21 protein-coding genes are annotated in these 18415 nt (G+C 34.8%); 15 read left to right on the top strand and 6 right to left on the bottom strand.

Annotated features, from left to right (window positions below; translation table 11 throughout):
• The first annotated feature begins 99 nt into the window (after nt 1–99).
• The 15 genes from ABRY23_08515 (at nt 100) to ABRY23_08445 (ending at nt 12513) form a co-directional block, all read left to right on the top strand.
• Nucleotides 100–534, top strand: coding sequence for an NADH-quinone oxidoreductase subunit A (locus tag ABRY23_08515; protein ID MFA3783091.1), 435 nt, complete (start codon nt 100–102; stop codon nt 532–534).
• Nucleotides 535–540: 6 nt separating this feature from the next.
• Complete coding sequence (gene nuoB / locus ABRY23_08510) at nt 541–1032, top strand: NADH-quinone oxidoreductase subunit NuoB (GenBank protein ID MFA3783090.1); 492 nt, start codon at nt 541–543, stop codon at nt 1030–1032.
• Nucleotides 1029–1559 carry an NADH-quinone oxidoreductase subunit C gene (locus ABRY23_08505; GenBank protein ID MFA3783089.1) on the top strand — a complete coding sequence of 177 codons (531 nt, stop codon included), beginning with the start codon at nt 1029–1031 and terminating at the stop codon, nt 1557–1559. Before nuoB ends, ABRY23_08505 begins: the two co-directional genes overlap by 4 nt.
• A 111-nt stretch (nt 1560–1670) precedes the next feature.
• The gene (locus tag ABRY23_08500) at nt 1671–2786 is read left to right on the top strand and encodes an NADH-quinone oxidoreductase subunit D (protein ID MFA3783088.1); all 1116 of its coding nucleotides are present in this window, start codon (nt 1671–1673) and stop codon (nt 2784–2786) included.
• Nucleotides 2787–3860 (top strand): NADH-quinone oxidoreductase subunit NuoH, encoded by a 1074-nt coding sequence (nuoH, locus tag ABRY23_08495; GenBank protein MFA3783087.1) that lies wholly within the window; start codon nt 2787–2789, stop codon nt 3858–3860. It abuts the gene before it with no gap.
• An 8-nt stretch (nt 3861–3868) separates the two neighbouring features.
• On the top strand, nt 3869–4438 hold the full coding sequence (locus tag ABRY23_08490; protein MFA3783086.1) for an NADH-quinone oxidoreductase subunit I: 570 nt from the start codon (nt 3869–3871) through the stop codon (nt 4436–4438).
• Nucleotides 4435–4932, top strand: coding sequence for an NADH-quinone oxidoreductase subunit J (locus tag ABRY23_08485; GenBank protein ID MFA3783085.1), 498 nt, complete (start codon nt 4435–4437; stop codon nt 4930–4932). The genes ABRY23_08490 and ABRY23_08485 overlap by 4 nt, the downstream gene beginning before the upstream one ends.
• A gap of 18 nt (nt 4933–4950) precedes the next feature.
• A complete protein-coding gene (nuoK, locus tag ABRY23_08480) occupies nt 4951–5265 on the top strand; it encodes an NADH-quinone oxidoreductase subunit NuoK (GenBank protein MFA3783084.1) in 315 nt (104 codons plus the stop codon).
• 1 nt (nt 5266) lies between these two features.
• Entirely contained in the window at nt 5267–7354 is a 2088-nt protein-coding gene (gene nuoL, locus ABRY23_08475; protein ID MFA3783083.1) for an NADH-quinone oxidoreductase subunit L, read from the top strand.
• Between the two features lie 37 nt (nt 7355–7391).
• Nucleotides 7392–8993 carry a NuoM family protein gene (locus tag ABRY23_08470; protein ID MFA3783082.1) on the top strand — a complete coding sequence of 534 codons (1602 nt, stop codon included), beginning with the start codon at nt 7392–7394 and terminating at the stop codon, nt 8991–8993.
• A 6-nt stretch (nt 8994–8999) separates the two neighbouring features.
• Nucleotides 9000–10514 carry an NADH-quinone oxidoreductase subunit N gene (locus tag ABRY23_08465; protein ID MFA3783081.1) on the top strand — a complete coding sequence of 505 codons (1515 nt, stop codon included), beginning with the start codon at nt 9000–9002 and terminating at the stop codon, nt 10512–10514.
• A 154-nt stretch (nt 10515–10668) separates the two neighbouring features.
• Nucleotides 10669–11079 (top strand): Rrf2 family transcriptional regulator, encoded by a 411-nt coding sequence (locus ABRY23_08460; GenBank protein MFA3783080.1) that lies wholly within the window; start codon nt 10669–10671, stop codon nt 11077–11079.
• Nucleotides 11080–11093: 14 nt separating this feature from the next.
• Nucleotides 11094–11417: a hypothetical protein gene (locus ABRY23_08455; GenBank protein ID MFA3783079.1), complete on the top strand. Its 324-nt coding sequence runs from the start codon at nt 11094–11096 to the stop codon at nt 11415–11417.
• Nucleotides 11414–11764: an iron-sulfur cluster insertion protein ErpA gene (gene erpA / locus ABRY23_08450; GenBank protein ID MFA3783078.1), complete on the top strand. Its 351-nt coding sequence runs from the start codon at nt 11414–11416 to the stop codon at nt 11762–11764. Before ABRY23_08455 ends, erpA begins: the two co-directional genes overlap by 4 nt.
• 140 nt (nt 11765–11904) lie before the next feature.
• Complete coding sequence (locus ABRY23_08445) at nt 11905–12513, top strand: superoxide dismutase (protein MFA3783077.1); 609 nt, start codon at nt 11905–11907, stop codon at nt 12511–12513.
• Nucleotides 12514–12728: 215 nt separating this feature from the next.
• On the opposite strand, the gene atpC is transcribed toward ABRY23_08445, so the two are convergent.
• From atpC to ABRY23_08415, 6 genes are all read right to left on the bottom strand, one after another.
• A complete protein-coding gene (atpC, locus tag ABRY23_08440; GenBank protein MFA3783076.1) occupies nt 12729–13178 on the bottom strand; it encodes an ATP synthase F1 subunit epsilon in 450 nt (149 codons plus the stop codon).
• A gap of 25 nt (nt 13179–13203) precedes the next feature.
• The gene (atpD, locus tag ABRY23_08435; protein ID MFA3783075.1) at nt 13204–14613 is read right to left on the bottom strand and encodes a F0F1 ATP synthase subunit beta; all 1410 of its coding nucleotides are present in this window, start codon (nt 14611–14613) and stop codon (nt 13204–13206) included.
• Nucleotides 14614–14751: 138 nt separating this feature from the next.
• A complete protein-coding gene (locus ABRY23_08430) occupies nt 14752–15312 on the bottom strand; it encodes a 2-oxoacid:acceptor oxidoreductase family protein (protein ID MFA3783074.1) in 561 nt (186 codons plus the stop codon).
• Between the two features lie 2 nt (nt 15313–15314).
• Nucleotides 15315–16109 carry a thiamine pyrophosphate-dependent enzyme gene (locus ABRY23_08425; protein MFA3783073.1) on the bottom strand — a complete coding sequence of 265 codons (795 nt, stop codon included), beginning with the start codon at nt 16107–16109 and terminating at the stop codon, nt 15315–15317.
• A gap of 44 nt (nt 16110–16153) precedes the next feature.
• Nucleotides 16154–17224, bottom strand: coding sequence for a 3-methyl-2-oxobutanoate dehydrogenase subunit VorB (locus ABRY23_08420; protein ID MFA3783072.1), 1071 nt, complete (start codon nt 17222–17224; stop codon nt 16154–16156).
• Complete coding sequence (locus ABRY23_08415) at nt 17221–17508, bottom strand: ferredoxin family protein (protein MFA3783071.1); 288 nt, start codon at nt 17506–17508, stop codon at nt 17221–17223. The genes ABRY23_08420 and ABRY23_08415 overlap by 4 nt, the downstream gene beginning before the upstream one ends.
• Between the last annotated feature and the right edge of the window lie 907 nt (nt 17509–18415).

Genomic DNA, 18415 nt, shown 5'->3' with positions numbered 1-18415 from the left:
TTGATTTTTTAAAATGTTACTCCAACTTATAACCACCCCACTTTTCTTGACATTAAGACAAACAAGTTTTATTTTAAGCGCAACTTTTTTTACAGTCTTATGCTTACAGAATTCGGAAAAATCTTCGTCTTCATATTATTAGCAATAATTTTTGTAATTATAGCTATTTTGTTCGCCAAATTAATCAGACCAAATAGAAAGACCTTTGAAAAACTAAAAATTTATGAATGCGGAGAGGACTCCAAAGGTTCGCCTTGGGTTAGGTTTAATATTAGATTTTATGTTGTAGCTTTAATTTTTCTAATTTTCGACGTTGAAGTAGTACTATTATTCCCCTGGGCATTAAGTTACAAGGAATATGGTATTTATGGTTTTTTGGCAGGATTAATATTTTTACTAATTCTTGGACTTGGAATGGCTTATGAGTGGCGTAAGGGAGATTTAGAATGGGCGCGACCAAAAATAGTTCCACCTAAATTAAAAAAGCTGGCTGACAACAATAAAGAAACTAATATTCAATTAGAATCAAATTAGAATACGATGGGACTTTTAGATAAAGAATTTTCAGAAGATAATATTGTGATTGCCAAAGTCGAAGATTTAATGAACTGGGCAAGATTATCTTCGATTTGGCAGCTTGGTTTCGGTCTTGCATGTTGTGCAATTGAAATGATGGCAACTTCAGCTTCACACTATGATTTCGATAGATTTGGTGTAATGCCCCGAAATACGCCGAGACAAGCTGATGCAATTATAATTTCAGGGACTGTTACTTTAAAAATGGCTTTAAGAATTAAAAGGCTGTATGAACAGATGCCCGACCCGAAGTATATTATATCTATGGGGAGCTGTTCAAATTGCGGCGGTCCTTACTGGGAACACGGCTATCATGTGCTTAAAGGTGTAGATAGAGTTATTCCTGTTGATGTGTACGTTCCAGGCTGCCCACCTCGTCCCGAAGCTTTGTTAGAAGGATTATTAAAACTGCAAGAAAAAATTAGAAATGAATCGTTAAGAAAAAAGTCTGCATGAAAACTCCTGAGGAAATTTACGAACTACTGAAAAAAGAATTTGGCGAAGCTATTTTAACTTTAGATAAAGCTTTACCTGTTGAACCCATTGTTTTGGTTGACCCGCTTCAAATTCATAAAGTTGCTTTATTTTTAAGAGATAACGAGGAGTTAAAATTTGACAGCCTAATGTGCCTATCCGGTGTTGATGATGCAAACGGTGAAAGAGTAAAAGATGAAGACGGCACAGAATCAATCAAAGGCGGAACATTAAGTGTTTACTACCATCTTTATTCTATTCCTTTGAAACATAAAATTACTCTTAAAGTCTCTACCTCAAGAGAAAATCCTGAGGTCGAATCTGTCGAATCAGTTTGGAAAACAGCTGACTGGCATGAAAGAGAGGCATTTGATTTAATTGGAATTAGATTTTTACATCACCCAGATTTAAGAAGAATTTTAATGCCTTATGATTGGGAGGCAGGTCATCCATTAAGAAAAGATTATAAGAATCCGGAATTTTATCAGGGAATGAAAGTACCCTATTAGGTGATTTTGCCTTTTGTTCCTTATAAAAGTTTAATTGTTCTAATTATGGTTGTTCATAAAAAAGATTGCAGTAAATTTATAGATAAATGGCGATTTAATTTTTAGCTCAAAATGGCACTTAAAACAGAACATATGATTTTAAACATGGGTCCTCAGCATCCTTCCACCCATGGAGTTTTACGCTTAGAATTAGAACTCGAAGGTGAATTAATAAAAAATGTAACGCCTCATATAGGTTACCTGCATCGTTGCTTTGAAAAACATGCTGAAGCAATGACCTATCCCCAAGTAATCCCCTATACGGATAGGATGGATTATTTGGCTTCTATGTATAATAACTTCGGCTACGTTGTTACTGTTGAAAAATTGCTTGGTATAGAAGTACCAGAAAGAGTTCAATACATAAGAGTAATAATGGGAGAACTACAAAGAATTGCTTCTCACATGGTGGCATTGGGAACCTACGGCTTAGACCTCGGTGCATTTACTCCTTTCCTTTATTTATTCCGTGACCGCGAAAAAATATTAAGTCTTTTTGAAATGACTTGTGGCGCTCGCTTACTTTATAATTATATGTGGGTAGGCGGACTTTCACACGATATACACCCGGATTTTATAAGATTGACCAAAGAATTTGTTAATTATTATCGACCTAATATTAAGGAGCTTAACGACTTACTAACATATAACAAAATTTTCATTGAAAGAACTGCTAACATCGGAGTTTTGCCTTTAGAAACTGCTATTAACTACGGAGTAACTGGACCTAACTTAAGAGGAAGCGGCTTAAAATTCGATTTGCGAAAAGATGACCCTTATTCAATTTATGACAGATTCGATTTTGATATTCCTGTTGGACAAGGATTAATGGGAACTGTTGGAGATTGCTGGGATCGTTATTATGTACGAGTTCAAGAAATGGAACAAAGCTTAAGGATTATTGAACAAGCTATCGACCAAATCCCAGAGGGAGACGTACAAGCTGCAATTCCTAAGAGAATAAAACCCCCTAAAGGAACGGTTTATGGAAGAGTTGAGAATCCACGTGGTGAACTTGGTTATTTTATTATAAGCGACGGCTCAACAAATCCATTTAGAGTAAAGGTACGTGCCCCTTCTTTTGTCAACCTTTCTGTATTAAGTGAACTATGTAAAGGACATTTAGTCTCCGATGTAGTAGCAATTCTTGGTAGTATCGATATTGTATTAGGAGAAGTGGACAGGTAAATGTACGATATTTTATATAACATCTTGGGAAATCAAGTAGTTGCATGGATTATAGCAGCTGCACTGCCTTTGTTTGTCTTTATCCTACCCTTTGCTCTCTTTGCAGTTTGGCTCGAAAGAAAAGTTTCTGCACATATGCAGGATAGACTTGGACCAATGAGAGTTGGCTGGCATGGAGTACTGCAAACAATCGCTGATATTATAAAGCTTATCCAAAAGGAAGATATAATACCCGCAGAAGCTGACAAAAAGCTTTTTAACCTTGCACCAGTTTTAGTTTTTGCTGGTAGTTATGCTGCGTTCGCAGCAATTCCATTCTCAAGCAAATATATAGGCTCCAATGCTGAAGTGGGAATTTTCTACGTAATAGCTGTATCAAGCTTTGTTGTAGTTGGTATTTTAATGGGCGGTTGGGCTTCTAATAATAAATATGCTCTGCTTGGTGCTATGCGGTCTGCAGCTCAAATTGTAAGTTATGAAATTCCAAGCGCGATTGTAATTCTAACAATGGTTATGCTTACAGGTACTCTTAGCTTAGATAAATTCAGCCAAATGCAAACAGCTTATTTTTGGAACTGGTTTATATTGGGAGGTCCAGGCTCAGGAATTACAAAATTCTTATTAATTCCTTTTATGATTGTAGGATTTACAATACTTTACATTAGTACACTAGCAGAAGTTAACAGAACGCCATTCGACATTCCTGAAGCCGAATCAGAACTGGTAGCAGGTTATCACACTGAATACAGCGGAATGAAGTTCGCAATGTTCTTTCTTGCTGAATATGGAAATATGTTCGCAGTCTCAGCAATTATTACCCTGCTATTTTTTGGTGGCTATCAATCACCTTTTGGCTATTTAGGAAATACATTTAAGCTGCCCTGGCTTGTACCAATTGAGCAGGTTTTCTGGTTCACAGGCAAAGGCATCTTTTTCGTCTTCGTTCAAATGTGGCTAAGATGGACTTTACCAAGGCTCCGTGTAGACCAACTAATGCACCTATGCTGGAAATTTTTAATACCTTATTCTTTTGTTAATTTAATTATTGTTGGATTTATTACTTTATTTCGTTAGAGCAGAACATGAGCGGATTGAAACAATATCTTAAAGATACATGGCAGGGAATCTGGACAGTCTTAGTTGGAATGAAAGTTACCTTTAAGCATTTATTTGTACCGGCAGTAACTATCCAATATCCAGATGTAAAAATTAACTTACCCGAACGCGCAAGAAATAGATTGTATGTTAATATGGATGACTGTATCGGCTGCGACCAATGTGCACGTGCATGCCCAGTAGATTGTATTGAAATTGAAACGGTTAAATCAATACCAGGTGAAGATTTGGGTTTAACTTCTAACGGTAAAAAGAAAGCTTTGTGGGTAACTAAATTTAATATTGATATCGCTAAGTGCTGTTATTGCCAATTGTGCGTATTCCCTTGTCCAACAGAATGTATTTATATGACAGACGTATATGAATTTTCCGAATATGAAAGAGAAAATCTTGTTTATAAGTTTGCTACTCTAACAGAAGAAGAAGCTGAAGAGAAGAAAAGAAATTACGAAAAATATATGGCTGAAAAAGAAGCTCAAAAAACTGCTGCAGCTAAAACTAAGACAGAACAACCAAAGACAGGTGATAATAAATGAGTCTATACGATATTATTTTTTATCTGTTTGCAGCTATTACAATAAGCTCCGGTTTCGTGGTGGTCTCCTCGAGAAATATTATCTACTCTGCTTTTGCTTTGTTGTTCACTTTCTTTGGTGTGGCTGGAATTTATGTGCTGCTCGGTGCAGATTTTATCGCAATTGTTCAGATTCTTGTTTACGTGGGCGGCATTTTAATCCTGCTTCTGTTCGGCGTTATGCTTACAAATAAAATTACAAATGTTGACATAAGAACGGGTTCAATCCACGTATTGCCAGGTGCAATTGCAGTTGGAATTATATTAGGACTCTTATCCTCTGCTATGATTTGGACTGAATGGAAAACTCAACCTTCTGAAACACCTGTTACAACTACAACCGCCTTAGGGAAATTACTATTAAACGACTATATACTAATTTTTGAATTGCTTGGAATTCTCTTATTAATTGTCTTAATTGGCGCTGCATCTATAGCAAGAAGAGAACAAGAATAAAAATAAAAGTGAAATTATATGAGCCTTCATGTTGGATTAACACATTTTCTAATTGTTAGCACAATACTATTTTCTATGGGCATTTATGCCATTGTAACAAGAAAAAATGCGATTATGGTATTGATGGGTGTTGAACTAATTCTAAACTCGGCCAATATTAATTTTATCGCTTTCTCGAAGTTCGGCAATTTTGGTTTAGGTGGACAAATAATAGCATTGTTTATAATTATACTTGCTGCTGCCGAGGCTGCTATTGCTCTTGCTATTGTTCTTAACATATATAAAACATTCACTCATGTAAATATTGATGAAATCGATAACCTAAAAGAATAATATGAATGAACATACTATTATATTACTTTCAGTAATTTCACTTTTTATTCCGCTTGCTGGATTTGCTATCACTCTCTTTTCTGGCAAAAAATTTCCAAAAGTCTATTGGTTTGAAGTCGCAATTACTGGGATTGGACTATTAATTTCTATTATTGTCTGCTTCATTAAATTAAATTATTACGACGACCAAAATATTATATCAGCTTTTCAATGGTTTGCTATAGGAGCAAGTAATTCACCTACTCGCTATTTTGTAGAACTTGGAATAAAAATAGATAATGTTGCGGCATTAATGATGCTTGTTGTTTATATAATCAGCTTCCTTGTTCACTTATTTTCTGTTGAATACATGCACGGCGATAAAAGATACAATCGTTACTTCGCTTACCTTGGAATTTTTACCTTCTCAATGCTCGGCATTGTTTTGACCCATAATTTTTTGATGATGTATATTTTTTGGGAATTAGTTGGACTTTCTTCATACTTATTAATTGGTTTTTGGTTTGAAAAAAAATCAGCTTCGGATGCGGCTAAAAAAGCATTTCTTGTCAACCGAATTGGTGATATAGGAATGTTTATTGGCATTTTAATTCTTTTTTTCAACTACAAGACTTTCACTTTCGATACAATTTTTAATCAAATTTCTTCAGGTCATTTACCATTTAATAGCACAGCATGGTTAACAGCTGCAGGTATTTTGGTGTTTATGGGAGCTGTAGGAAAATCGGCTCAATTCCCTCTTCACGTTTGGTTGCCCGACGCAATGGAAGGTCCTACTCCCGTCAGCGCTTTAATTCATGCGGCTACAATGGTTGCAGCTGGAGTTTATCTGCTCGTTAGAATTTTTGTTATGCTAACTGCCGATGCCATGCTAACTATCGCAGTAGTCGGCGCTTTTACTTCGTTTATCTCTGCTACTATAGCACTCACACAAAATGATATTAAAAAAGTTTTAGCTTATTCTACTGTCAGTCAACTTGGTTATATGGTAATGTCAGTTGGAGTGGGAGCTTATGCATTTGCTTTCTTTCATCTTGTTACTCATGCTTTTTTTAAAGCAAATTTATTTTTGGGGTCAGGCTCAGTAATTCATGCTATGCATCATGAACAAGACATTCGCCAGATGGGCGGCTTACGAAAAAAAATGCCATTGACTTATGCTACTTTTTTAATTTCTTCATTGGCAATTTCGGGAATTCCACTGACGTCTGGATTTTTAAGTAAAGATGGAATCCTGGCAGGTACTCTTGCATTTGGTAAATTAACAGGACATTGGCTCATCCCTGCTTTCGGTTTCCTTGTCGCTCTGATGACAGCTTTTTATATGTTTCGACTCGTAATAATTACATTTCATGGTAAACCGCGCAACCTGGAAAAATATGAACACGCCCATGAATCAAAATTTGTAATGGCAGCACCCTTAGTTGTTTTGGCTGTTCTGTCAATATTTATTTGGTATACACCAAATCCTTTATCTCCAGAGGCCGGCTGGTTTTTATCATGGATTAAAACACCACATACTGTAGCTCCAGCTAATTCACAGTTTAGCTTTATGATTGAAACCGCAGGAAATCACGTCATACCTGCCAAAGAATTTATTCATTCTGAAATATACACTGAAACTCTGCACTGGGCACATTTTCCAACTATGCTGTTGTCTCTTGTCCTTGCTGGATTAGGCATCCTTTTAGCATATACTATGTATCAGTGGAAAAAGATTGATGCAGATAAATTAGCTGAAAACTTAAAACCTTTATACAATTTATCGCTTAATAAATGGTATCTTGATGAAATATACCATGCAACAGCAGTTGCTGGTACAATTGGTTTGAGTAAAATATTAGCCTGGATTGATAACGTTATTGTCGATGGCATAGTAAATGGTGCTGGCTATTTGACTAAGTTAACTTCTAAATTAAGTGGCTTGTTCGATACTTACGTAGTTGACGGATTAGTTAACTTCTCAGCTTTTTTTAGCGGTTTTATTGGATTATCATTCAAAAGAATGCAGACAGGAAAAGTGCAGACATATATTGTTTTTATAGTTTTTTCAATAATTATACTTCTGCTAATTTTTAAGCCGTTTTGATAACAAATTAAAAGTTTATAAAAATAGGTAACTGATGATGAGTGGATTTCCGATATTAACACTAATAACATTTTTACCAATCTTAGGAATGGTCATTATTCTATTTTTGCCGAAAGATCAATATAGACCAATCCGTTACACTGCATTAATAATTACAGCCATACAAGTACTTTTGGCAGTAATATTGTTGGCAAATTACAACTATTCGGCAGCTGGAGTTTTCGATGCAAAATCATTTCAATTCGTTGAAAAGTTTAGATGGATTGAAATTAGTGGTATTTCCTGGTTAGGTACTGTAAAAATTGATTATTTCCTCGGTATAGATGGAATTAGTATGCCGTTAATCTTGTTAACTGCCATCATAAGCTTAATAGCTACTATCTCTTCGTGGAATATTGAAAAAGCTGTTAAAGGCTATTTCTTAATGTTCCTTCTCTTAGATACTGGAATGATGGGTGTCTTCGTAGCATTGGACTTTTTCTTATTCTATATCTTTTGGGAATTAATGCTGCTGCCTATGTATTTCTTGATTGGTATCTGGGGCGGTCCACGAAAAGAATATGCTGCAATTAAGTTCTTTATCTATACTTTGTTTGGAAGTGTTTTTATTTTGTTAGTAATGATTGGATTATACTTTAGTGCTCAAGAAACTCTTGCCAATGGCACTAAAGTATTTACATTTAACTTATTGGAACTAATGAATCCTAAAAATTATACTGCAACTGGAATTCTTTCCCCTATTAATCCACATAACTTAAGATTTATTGCATACATTGCCCTTTTTGTTGGCTTTGCAATTAAAATACCTATGTTCCCATTCCATACTTGGTTGCCCGACGCTCACGTTGAAGCTCCTACACCTATTAGTGTAATTCTTGCGGGCGTATTATTAAAAATGGGAACATACGGCATACTAAGAGTCAGCTACCCAATTTTTCCAGAAATTACGAGAGACTTAATGTGGTACATCGCACTTTTTGGAATGATAAATATTATTTATGGTGCTCTCGTAGCAATGGCTCAAAAAGATTTCAAAAAACTTATTGCTTACTCTTCTATCTCACATATGGGCTATGTTTTGCTTGGCATGGCATCATTAACAACTACTGGGACAAATGGTGCCGTTCTACAAATGTTTAATCATGGTACAATTACCGCCATGCTCTTCTTAATTGTTGGTGTGGTATACGACCGTGCACATACAAGAGGCTTAGATGATTTTGGCGGTTTAGCTGTCCAAATGCCAGCTTATACAGGTTTTGTTACCGTCGCTTTCTTTGCCGCAATTGGTCTACCAAGTTTAAGCGGCTTTATCTCTGAAGCTCTTGTTTTTATTGGAGCTTTTAGTATAAACTCTATAAGAATTCTAACAATAATTTCAACCCTCGGAATTCTATTGGGCGCAGGTTATATGCTATGGACCTTACAAAGAGTATTTTTAGGTAAACTTAATGAAAAATGGGCATCGCTGCCGGACTTAGAACCGAGAGAGTATGTAATGTTTATACCATTAACAATTATCATTATTTTCTTGGGAGTTTACCCATCTGCTATGTTGGATATTATGAATACCTCAGTAAATACTTTAGTTAATGTAGTAAACAACGGAATACACACTTTAACATTAGGTGGATTATAATACAGAATGGAACTAAGTAACTTATCACATTCATTGAATTTAATTTTACCCGAATTGACTTTGTCAATTGCATTAGTGGTTTTAGTAATCTTTGATTTGGTCTTTAAGCATAATAAGAAAATTATACCTTATATCGCTTTGCTTGGATTAATTGCAGCAAGCTTTTTTATAATTAAACAATTTTCATTAAGTGGATTTGCTTTCTCGCCTAATAGTGAATCGTACAGAAATTATGGTATGGTTACAATAGATCAATTCGGAAGTTTTTTCAAATTAATTGTCATTGTCGCCTCTATTATTATTGTTTTCTTTTCTTTCGCTTCAGATGAAATTAAAAAAACTTTTGATCGAATTGGCGAATATTATGCTTTGATATTTGGGATGGTGCTCGGTATGCTTTTTATGATTTCTGCAACTGATTTGATTCTAATTTACCTTTCACTCGAATTATTGTCCTTATCTTCTTACGTACTGGCTGGTTTTACCAAATTGAGAGAAAGAAACAGCGAAGCTTCTCTTAAGTACTTGATTTACGGTGCTGTTTCTTCAGGATTAATGTTATTTGGCATTTCTTTAGTTTATGGATTAACAGGTACAACGAACCTGTATTTGATTAATTCATTAATCCAAATACCTCATCTAAACTTATACACTTTTGCATTTGCAATTATACTTATTTTTGCCGGGATTGGATATAAAATTTCCTCTGCACCTTTCCACTTTTGGACGCCGGATGTTTACGAAGGTGCACCAATTACTATTACAGCATTTTTATCAGTTGCCAGCAAAGCCGCCGGCTTTGCACTATTAATTAGATTTGTCAAAACTACATTCGTATCATATATAGATACATCAGGTTTCTGGCAGCTAATTCAGGTTTTCGATTGGAAAACTTTAATTGTGGTTATATCAATACTTACTATGACACTTGGTAACTTTTCAGCTTTATGGCAAGATAATTTGAAAAGAATGCTTGCCTATTCTAGTATTGCCCATGCAGGATATATTTTACTAGGACTAGCTACTCTTTCTAACCAAGGCTTAATTGCCATGCTAATTTATTTTGCAGTTTATTTACTGATGAACCTTGGTGCATTTCTTGTCGTAATGCTGATTGCAAATAAAATCAACTCAGAACAAATTGATGACTATGACGGCCTCGGATACTCTTCACCCTTCTTAGCAGCTTCGCTTGCTATATTTCTTATTTCATTAACCGGTTTACCGCCTACAGCTGGTTTTATTGGAAAATTGTATTTGTTCGTTGCTTTGGTCGACGCTAATATGATTGGCTTGGCTGTTATTGCTCTCCTTAACACTGTTGTTTCTCTTTATTATTATGTGAGAGTGTTAAAGCACATGTACCTTACAAAACCCCAAACGCCAATACCTGAAGTAAAAACTTCGAAGCCCAATACGATCCTTGTACTGGTGCTTTTAATTCCCGTTTTTGTATTTGGGATTTATTTTACACCATTAGTAGCTTTAGCAAAAAGCTGCATAACTATTTTAGGCATGTAATCCCAGAAATTTAAACTGATACTTAAACAGCAGTAAGATATTGTATTTTGCTGTACTATGTAATTTTTACTCAATAGCTAAACTTTACCCCTTTCAATATTTGCTTTTCATTCTGTGCTTTGTTAATTTAAGTCGGACTAAAAAAGTCGTATTTATGCTGAAAATTGCAAAATCTGTTGAATATGCATTATTTGCGTTAAAATATATGTCGGAAAAAGGAAGTAACAGTTGCTCCAGCGTTTCGGAAATATCCGAATATCAAAATATTCCTTACGATTTGTTAGCAAAGATTATGCAAAAATTAGCCAAAGCTAATATAATTTCGTCTTATCAAGGAATTAAAGGTGGCTACATTTTAAAGGCAACACCAGAAATGATTTCTTTAAACAAACTAATAACTATTCTCGATAAAAAAATTCAATTTACAGATTGTATGGTTGAAAAACCTACGACTGCAGATTGTCAACGGGTATTGAATTGCTGTATTCGAAATCCAATGCTGAAAATTCAGAATAGATTAAATGAGCTTTTTGAAAGCACTACTGTGCAAGACTTAATTCAATAAATGGAGAAAATAAAATGCAGTATTTAAACTTATTACTAAATGAGAAAAAAGCTTTTTTCAAGTTTATGAAGACCAAATACCCTCTTTTCTATAATTCAAATATTTTTTTACGTGACATCCAATATGCAATTAAAAGCTACTTGGAGAAAAAAGAAATAAATTTAACATATCCTCAAGCCGAAAAATTAGCAATTGAATTTGCTGCTGCTTTAGAAAAAGATGGTGAATTAGTTAACATAGCACCTAATGCCTGGAAAATAAACTTTATGATAGAACAAAATAACAATACTGCAGCGACAATGCTTGAAACGGACAACGTAAAGGAGGTTTCACAATGAGCGAACAAACTTATATTTCCGAGATTGACATTACTGAAAAGGCAATTAAGCAAGTATTACGCATAAAAGAAGAAAATAACATACCTGCGGAATATGGTTTGCGTATTAGTGTTAAAGGAGGCGGCTGCTCTGGCCTTACGTATCAACTTGGTTTTGATAACCAACAAAATGAAGGTGATACAATAATTGAAAAAAGCGGATTAAAGCTATTTGTCGATGGTAAAAGTTTATTTTACTTAACAGGAACCGTCTTAGATTTTAGTGACGGTCTCAACGGTAAAGGATTTATTTTCAATAATCCAAATGCAAAAAGAACTTGTGGCTGCGGTGAGTCATTTGGAGTTTAGTCAAATAGAAAGGAGAATTTATGGACAGGAAAAAGTTCTTGTACACTTTAGGCGTAATGCCACTTATTGGCAGTATTTCTAAAGTGGAAGCGTTTACAAAAAAAATCAATTTCTCAAATAAAAATAGGAGTAAAACTGTTATGGCAAAATTCGAATTACCCAAACTTCCTTATCCTTTTGATGCCTTAGAACCGCATATTGATGCGAGAACAATGGAAATACATCATGACAAACATCATGCAGGGTATGTAAATAATTTAAACAAAGCTGTAGAAGGCACGGAGATGGAAAAACTAAGTCTCGACGAACTAATTAAAAATGCTTCAAAGTATCCGGTTGCAGTTAGAAATAACGGCGGCGGACATTACAATCATTCCATGTTTTGGGAAATAATGGGACCAAACAAAGGTGGAAGTCCAACAGGTGCTTTAGCAGACGCAATTAATGGTACATTTGGTTCGTTTGAAAAATTCAAAGAATTATTCTCTGCTGCAGCTGCTTCTCGTTTTGGCTCTGGTTGGGCGTGGTTAGTTTTCAATAATGGTAAACTTGAAATTGGTTCTACACCTAACCAAGATAATCCTTTAATGGACCTATCTGAACTAAAAGGTTACCCAATTATGGGATTGGATGTTTGGGAACATGCTTACTACTTAAAATATCAAAACAGAAGACCCGAATATATATCTGCTTGGTGGAATGTAGTAAATTGGGATGAAGTAGCAAAAAGATTTGCATCCGTTAAATAATACTAATACTTTTTTATTTATCGAACAATCTAATCGCCCCGTAGTTGTAAAAGGCTTCGGGGTTTTTTATATCATAAAAAAGTAATGAACTCAAATTTCCCATTAGGAAAATTTTGGTTAAATTTTTGCTTGTCTCATTAATTCAGCAAGTATAAACAACAATCTTCAAGTAGGCTTTGTACTTGTTAGAAAAGGCTATATTAGAAAACAACCGATTAAAAGTTATGATTTGCATGTGATGAATTGCTATCAACAGGATAGTGCCCTACAAACTTTAATCTGTTTACAGCGCGTTTTAATGAAGCTTCTGCTCTAACAAAATCAATGTTTTCTTTATTCCGATTTGCAATTCTTTGTTTAGCTCTTTTCAACGATTTCACTGCACGCTCTACATCAATTTCTTCTTTTCGTTCAAGACTATCGGCTAAAATAAGAATAACATTTGAACGAACTTCAACAGTACCTCCAGAAGTAGCAAATTCAACTTTATTCCCATCTATCTCTTCTATAGCAATTTTACCAACTTCAAACGAACTTAGTAAAGGGGCATGATTAAAAAGTACTTGGAAGTTGCCAAGAGTACCTGGAACAGTAACCGATTTCACTTTACCTTTATAAGCTACTTTTGATGGGGTAACAATCTCAAGGGAAATTTCTTTTGTCATTATAGTTCTATTTTATCTTAACTTGTTATTGCATTTTTTTTGCCTTTTCAACTGCTTCCTCAATAGTTCCAACGTACATAAAGGCTTGTTCAGGTAAATTATCGTGCTTACCTTCTAAAATTTCCTTAAAACTTCTGATTGTATCTTCTAGTTTAACATATTTTCCGGGAAAACCCGTGAACTGTTCAGCAACATGAAAAGGTTGGCTTAAAAACCTTTCGAGTCTTCTTGCTCGGCGTACAATAATTTTATCTTCCTCAGAAAGTTCATCCATACCAAGAATATTAATTATGTCCTGCAAATCCTTATATGCTTGCAGAACTTCTTTCACTTGAGTAGCAACTCTATAATGTTCTTCACCTACAATATCTGGCTGCAAAATTCTCGAAGTAGAATCAAGTGGGTCAACAGCTGGATATATCCCAAGTTCAGAAATTCGTCTACTTAAGACAGTCGTGGCATCCAGGTGAGAAAATGCAGTAGCAGGAGCTGGGTCAGTTAAATCATCTGCAGGGACATAAATTGCTTGTACAGAAGTAATTGACCCTTTTGAAGTTGAGGTAATTCTTTCTTGTAGTTCTCCCATTTCAGTTGCAAGATTGGGTTGATAACCGACTGCAGAGGGCATTCTACCAAGAAGAGCACTAACTTCGGAGCCAGCTTGAGTAAAACGGAAAATATTATCAATAAATAGCAAAACATCTCGTTCTTCTTCATCTCTAAAATATTCAGCAATAGTCAAACCAGTTAATCCCACTCTTAATCTTGCTCCAGGAGGTTCATTCATCTGACCAAACACTAAAGCGGTTTTGCTTAAAACTCCCGACTCTTTCATTTCCAACCAAAGGTCATTTCCCTCTCTTGTTCGTTCCCCTACCCCTGCAAAAACCGAATAACCGCCATGCTGTTTAGCAATATTATGAATTAATTCTTGTATTATAACAGTCTTACCAACACCAGCACCTCCGAATAATCCTGTTTTGCCGCCTTTTGAATAAGGCTCAATAAGGTCAATGACTTTGATCCCGGTTTCAAAAATTTCTTGTTTAGTAGTTAGATTTTCGAATTTAGGAGCGTGACGATGGATAGTATATCTTTTCTTTGTCTCTATTTTACCAAGACCATCAATTCCTTCGCCGGTAACATTAATTAATCTACCTAAAGTTTCAGGACCGACAGGCACTGAAATAGGTTCGCCTGTATCAATAGCTTTCATTCCTCTTACTAATCCGTCAGTAGAATCCATAGCAACCGTACGCACTCGATTTTCGCCAAGATGCTGCTGTACTTCAACAATTAGTTCTTCATCTACTCCTTCAAGGTTTTTTCTTGGAATTTTAATAGCGTTATAAATGCTAGGCAAATATCCATCCTCAAAATCAATATCTACAACTGGACCAATAACTTGGACAATAATACCTTCGTTTTTTGCCATTTTACTCCCAAAATTTTATGATTTTTTGAATGCCAAAGTTAATTAATATCGATTAATTAACCAAGTTAAACAATAATAAAAAAGCTCGTTTTTGAGCTTTTTTATAGATTTTTATTAAATAAAAGCAATCACATCCAATTAACTTGTGACAGCTGTTTCCACCAATTCAGAAAGTTCCATACCCTTTCTTAGAGCTTGTTCATTTAATGCAAGAAGGTGATGATATCTTTCTGGAAGAACTTTTTTTAATGCTTCTAAGGCGCTTTCTACTTTTATAATTGGTTTTCTTTTTAAGAAAGCACCTAATATAATCATGTTCATTACCTTGTTATTTTTAAGTTTTGTTGCTTCATTAGCCGCTTCTATTGGTAATATCTCAATGTCTTTTCTCTTAGGTAAATTAATTATAGTGCTCGACTCATAAATTAAAAGTCCCTTTGGCTTAACTGCACTTTCAAATTTATCCAGTGAGGGTTGATTTAATGCAATTACAGTGTCGAACTTAGATATAATTGGAGAGCTGATTTTTTGGTCACTGATAATAGTAATACAATTAGCTGTTCCGCCCCGCATTTCTGGTCCGTAAGAAGGCATCCAGCTTACTTCTTTATTTTCAATAACGCCGGCATAACATAATATTTGTCCTAGAGACAAAACTCCCTGTCCGCCAAATCCAGCAATAATAATTTCTTCAGTCATAATTATTCTCCGTTTTGTGGTTTAATAGATTTCCCTTCAGGGGATTTTAAGTCACCCAATGGATAAAACGGAATCATATTTTCTTCAAGCCATTTATTTGACTCCAACGGGGTCATTTTCCAATTAGAAGGACAATTAGAAACAATTTCGACAAAGCAAAGACCTTTTTTTTCTTTTTGATATTGAAAACTTCTCAGCAAGGCCTTTTTTGTTCTGCGAACGTTGTTAGGTGTATTAACAGCACAGCGAGTTGCATAATAAACGCCGGGCAATTGTGCAATAAGGTCTGTTATTTTTAGTGGGTTGCCCATTATTTTAGTATCTCTACCGTATGGTGTAGTAGTAGACTTCATACCTACTAAAGTCGTTGGTGCCATCTGTCCGCCAGTCATTCCATAGATACCATTATTTATAAAAACAATTAATATATTCTCGCCGCGATTACATGTATGAATAGTTTCTCCTGTACCTATTGCAGCCAGGTCGCCATCACCTTGATAAGAAAAAACATATTTATCAGGTAATAGTCTTTTAATCCCTGTAGCAACTGCAGAAGCTCTACCGTGGGCGGCTTCCTGCATATCAATATCCAAATAATTATAAGCAAAAACTGCACAACCAACAGGTGCAACCCCTATAGTATCTTCTTGAATTCCCAGTTCATCAATTACTTCTGCTAAAAGTCTATGGGCAACACCATGACCGCAGCCTGGGCAATAATGCATTGGCGTGTCTAATAACGTTGCAGGTTTTTCATAAACCAGGTTTTCTTTAATGCAAATATTTTCTTCATCGATAATTTGTTGGTAATGTTCTTCTTCAACAGAAACTTTATTGTTATTCATACAAGTTCTCCTACAAATTTTTCTTCAATTTTGAGAAGGATTTCATCTGGAGTGGGTACTACGCCACCCATTCTGCCATGAAACTCTACAGGCACCTTCCCTTCGATTGCAAGTTTTACATCTTCTATCATTTGTCCAGCGTTCATTTCAACATCTAAAATTCCCTTAACTTTATTAGCAAGTTCTCGAATTTGATTATACGGAAATGGAAATAATGTTATTGGTCTAAAGACACCTACCTTAATTCCTTTTTCTCTAGCCATATCGGCTGTTTTTTTACAAATCCTTGCCACTAATCCGTACGCCGTTAGAATTATCTCGGCATCATCACATTTATAACTTTCATATTGAACCTCGTTTTGTTGAATTTTTTTGTATTTATTCTGTAGATGAATATTTATCTGTTCCATCTTATCTGGTTCAATATGTAAAGAAGTCAGGATATTTCTTTGTCGAGTTTTCGGCTTACCTACCGTAGCCCACGGTTCGATATTAGTTTTGCGTGGAATCGGCTCGAACAACTCAACTTTTTCCATCATTTGTCCAAGTGCGCCATCGGCTAAAATCATGACTGGATTCCTATAACGGAATGCCAAATCAAAAGCTTTTGGTACAAAGTCAACCATTTCTTGGACAGTCGAAGGAGCCAATACAATTAACCTATAGTCACCATGTCCACCACCCTTCACCGCTTGAAAGTAATCGCCTTGAGAAGGCTGTATAGTACCAAGTCCAGGTCCACCTCTAACTACATTAACAATTAAACAAGGAATTTCAGCACAAGCTATATACGAGATTCCCTCTTGCATCAAACTAATGCCAGGGCTTGATGAACTCGTCATAACTTTTTTGCCTGTCCCGCCAGCACCATAAAGCATATTGATTGCGGCTACTTCACTTTCAGCTTGAAGCACTACCATGCCGGTTCTTTTTGCAGCATGCAAACTCAAATATTCTAAAACTTCAGATTGAGGAGTAATTGGGTAACCAAAATAAGCATCGCAGCCTGAACGAATTGCAGCTTCCGCTAATGCCTCATTGCCTTTCATCAATGTTAACTCTTTCATGGGCGCACCGCAAATGTTATATTATCATTGACATTTGAAGTCGCTGCCATTGATTCAATCTTTTTAAGCGTTTTTCTAAATACCTTAATTATACCTTCAGGACAAACTAGAGCACAGTTAATGCACCCTGTACAATTATCCTTTACTTTAACAACATAATGATAACCTTTTGAATTTAATTTTGATGAAAGCCCCAATGTTTCTTGTGGACAAGCGTCAGTGCATAACTCACAACCTTTACACTTTTCGATATCAATTATGATATCACCTTTTACTTTTGCCATTTTTCACCTCCGCTTTTAAAAATAAAAAAGGCTACAATTTTTGGTTGTAGCCTCTTTTACTAAGTGCATTTTATAATAATATTTGTTTTAATTAGTAAAAACATTTTAACTTGCCAAAACACCTTTTTTATACGATAAAAGAACCATGCCAAAAAAGTAAAACTTTGCTTACTTAAGATACTTAACTACATCCAAAATTTCTGTATAAAAATAAATTTTTTAATGTGGACAAAAACTCTTAAATAAATATTAAAGTTTTCTTTTCAAACATGAGAATTAATGAAAAAAAAGTGAGAATTAAGATTGCATTTAAAAAAGCAAGTCATCACTTCACAAATCAAAATTTCTCTTGACAAAAGCAAATTTTTATTATATGATTGCGTTAAGAAAACTTAATTATTTAGGTATATTTATTCTTTTGCCTTATTTTATTATTAAATATAGATTACTTATCTAACTTATTATCACAACAAGCAAATAAGAATGTTATACGAGTTAATATACATATTATTGTTTTTGTTAATGAGTTCAAACAAGGCAGAAAATATTTTAGCAAAAAATTTTCATAATCAAGCAAATAGCTGCTGCACTTTTAGTAAAGAAAGCCAAGAGTTAGGAAACAATAGTTTTTTAAAATCTCAGAGAGAACCCTTAACAAAATTTATTAAGCAGAATAAGCAGTACCAGGTTTTAGAAATTGAATTCATCTTTTACTGTTTTAACCAAACACTTATGAGCAGTTCAAAACTCACTTCTATAATTGAAGATTCATGTAAATTATGGGAAAATTTAGAATGCCTCCAATTCACGAACATAATAGAAGATATTCATTATTCTTCAGAAAAAAACTTATCGAAAAAAATTCATCTACAAAGGAAAAACAAAGCAAAACTTTTAGCCAAAGCAT

The sequence above is a fragment of the Melioribacteraceae bacterium 4301-Me genome (assembly GCA_041538185.1).
GTDB lineage: Bacteria > Bacteroidota > Ignavibacteria > Ignavibacteriales > Melioribacteraceae > Pyranulibacter > Pyranulibacter aquaticus.
The sequence above is the reverse complement of the archived record's forward strand: the minus strand, read 5'-3'. Positions and strand labels throughout refer to the sequence as shown.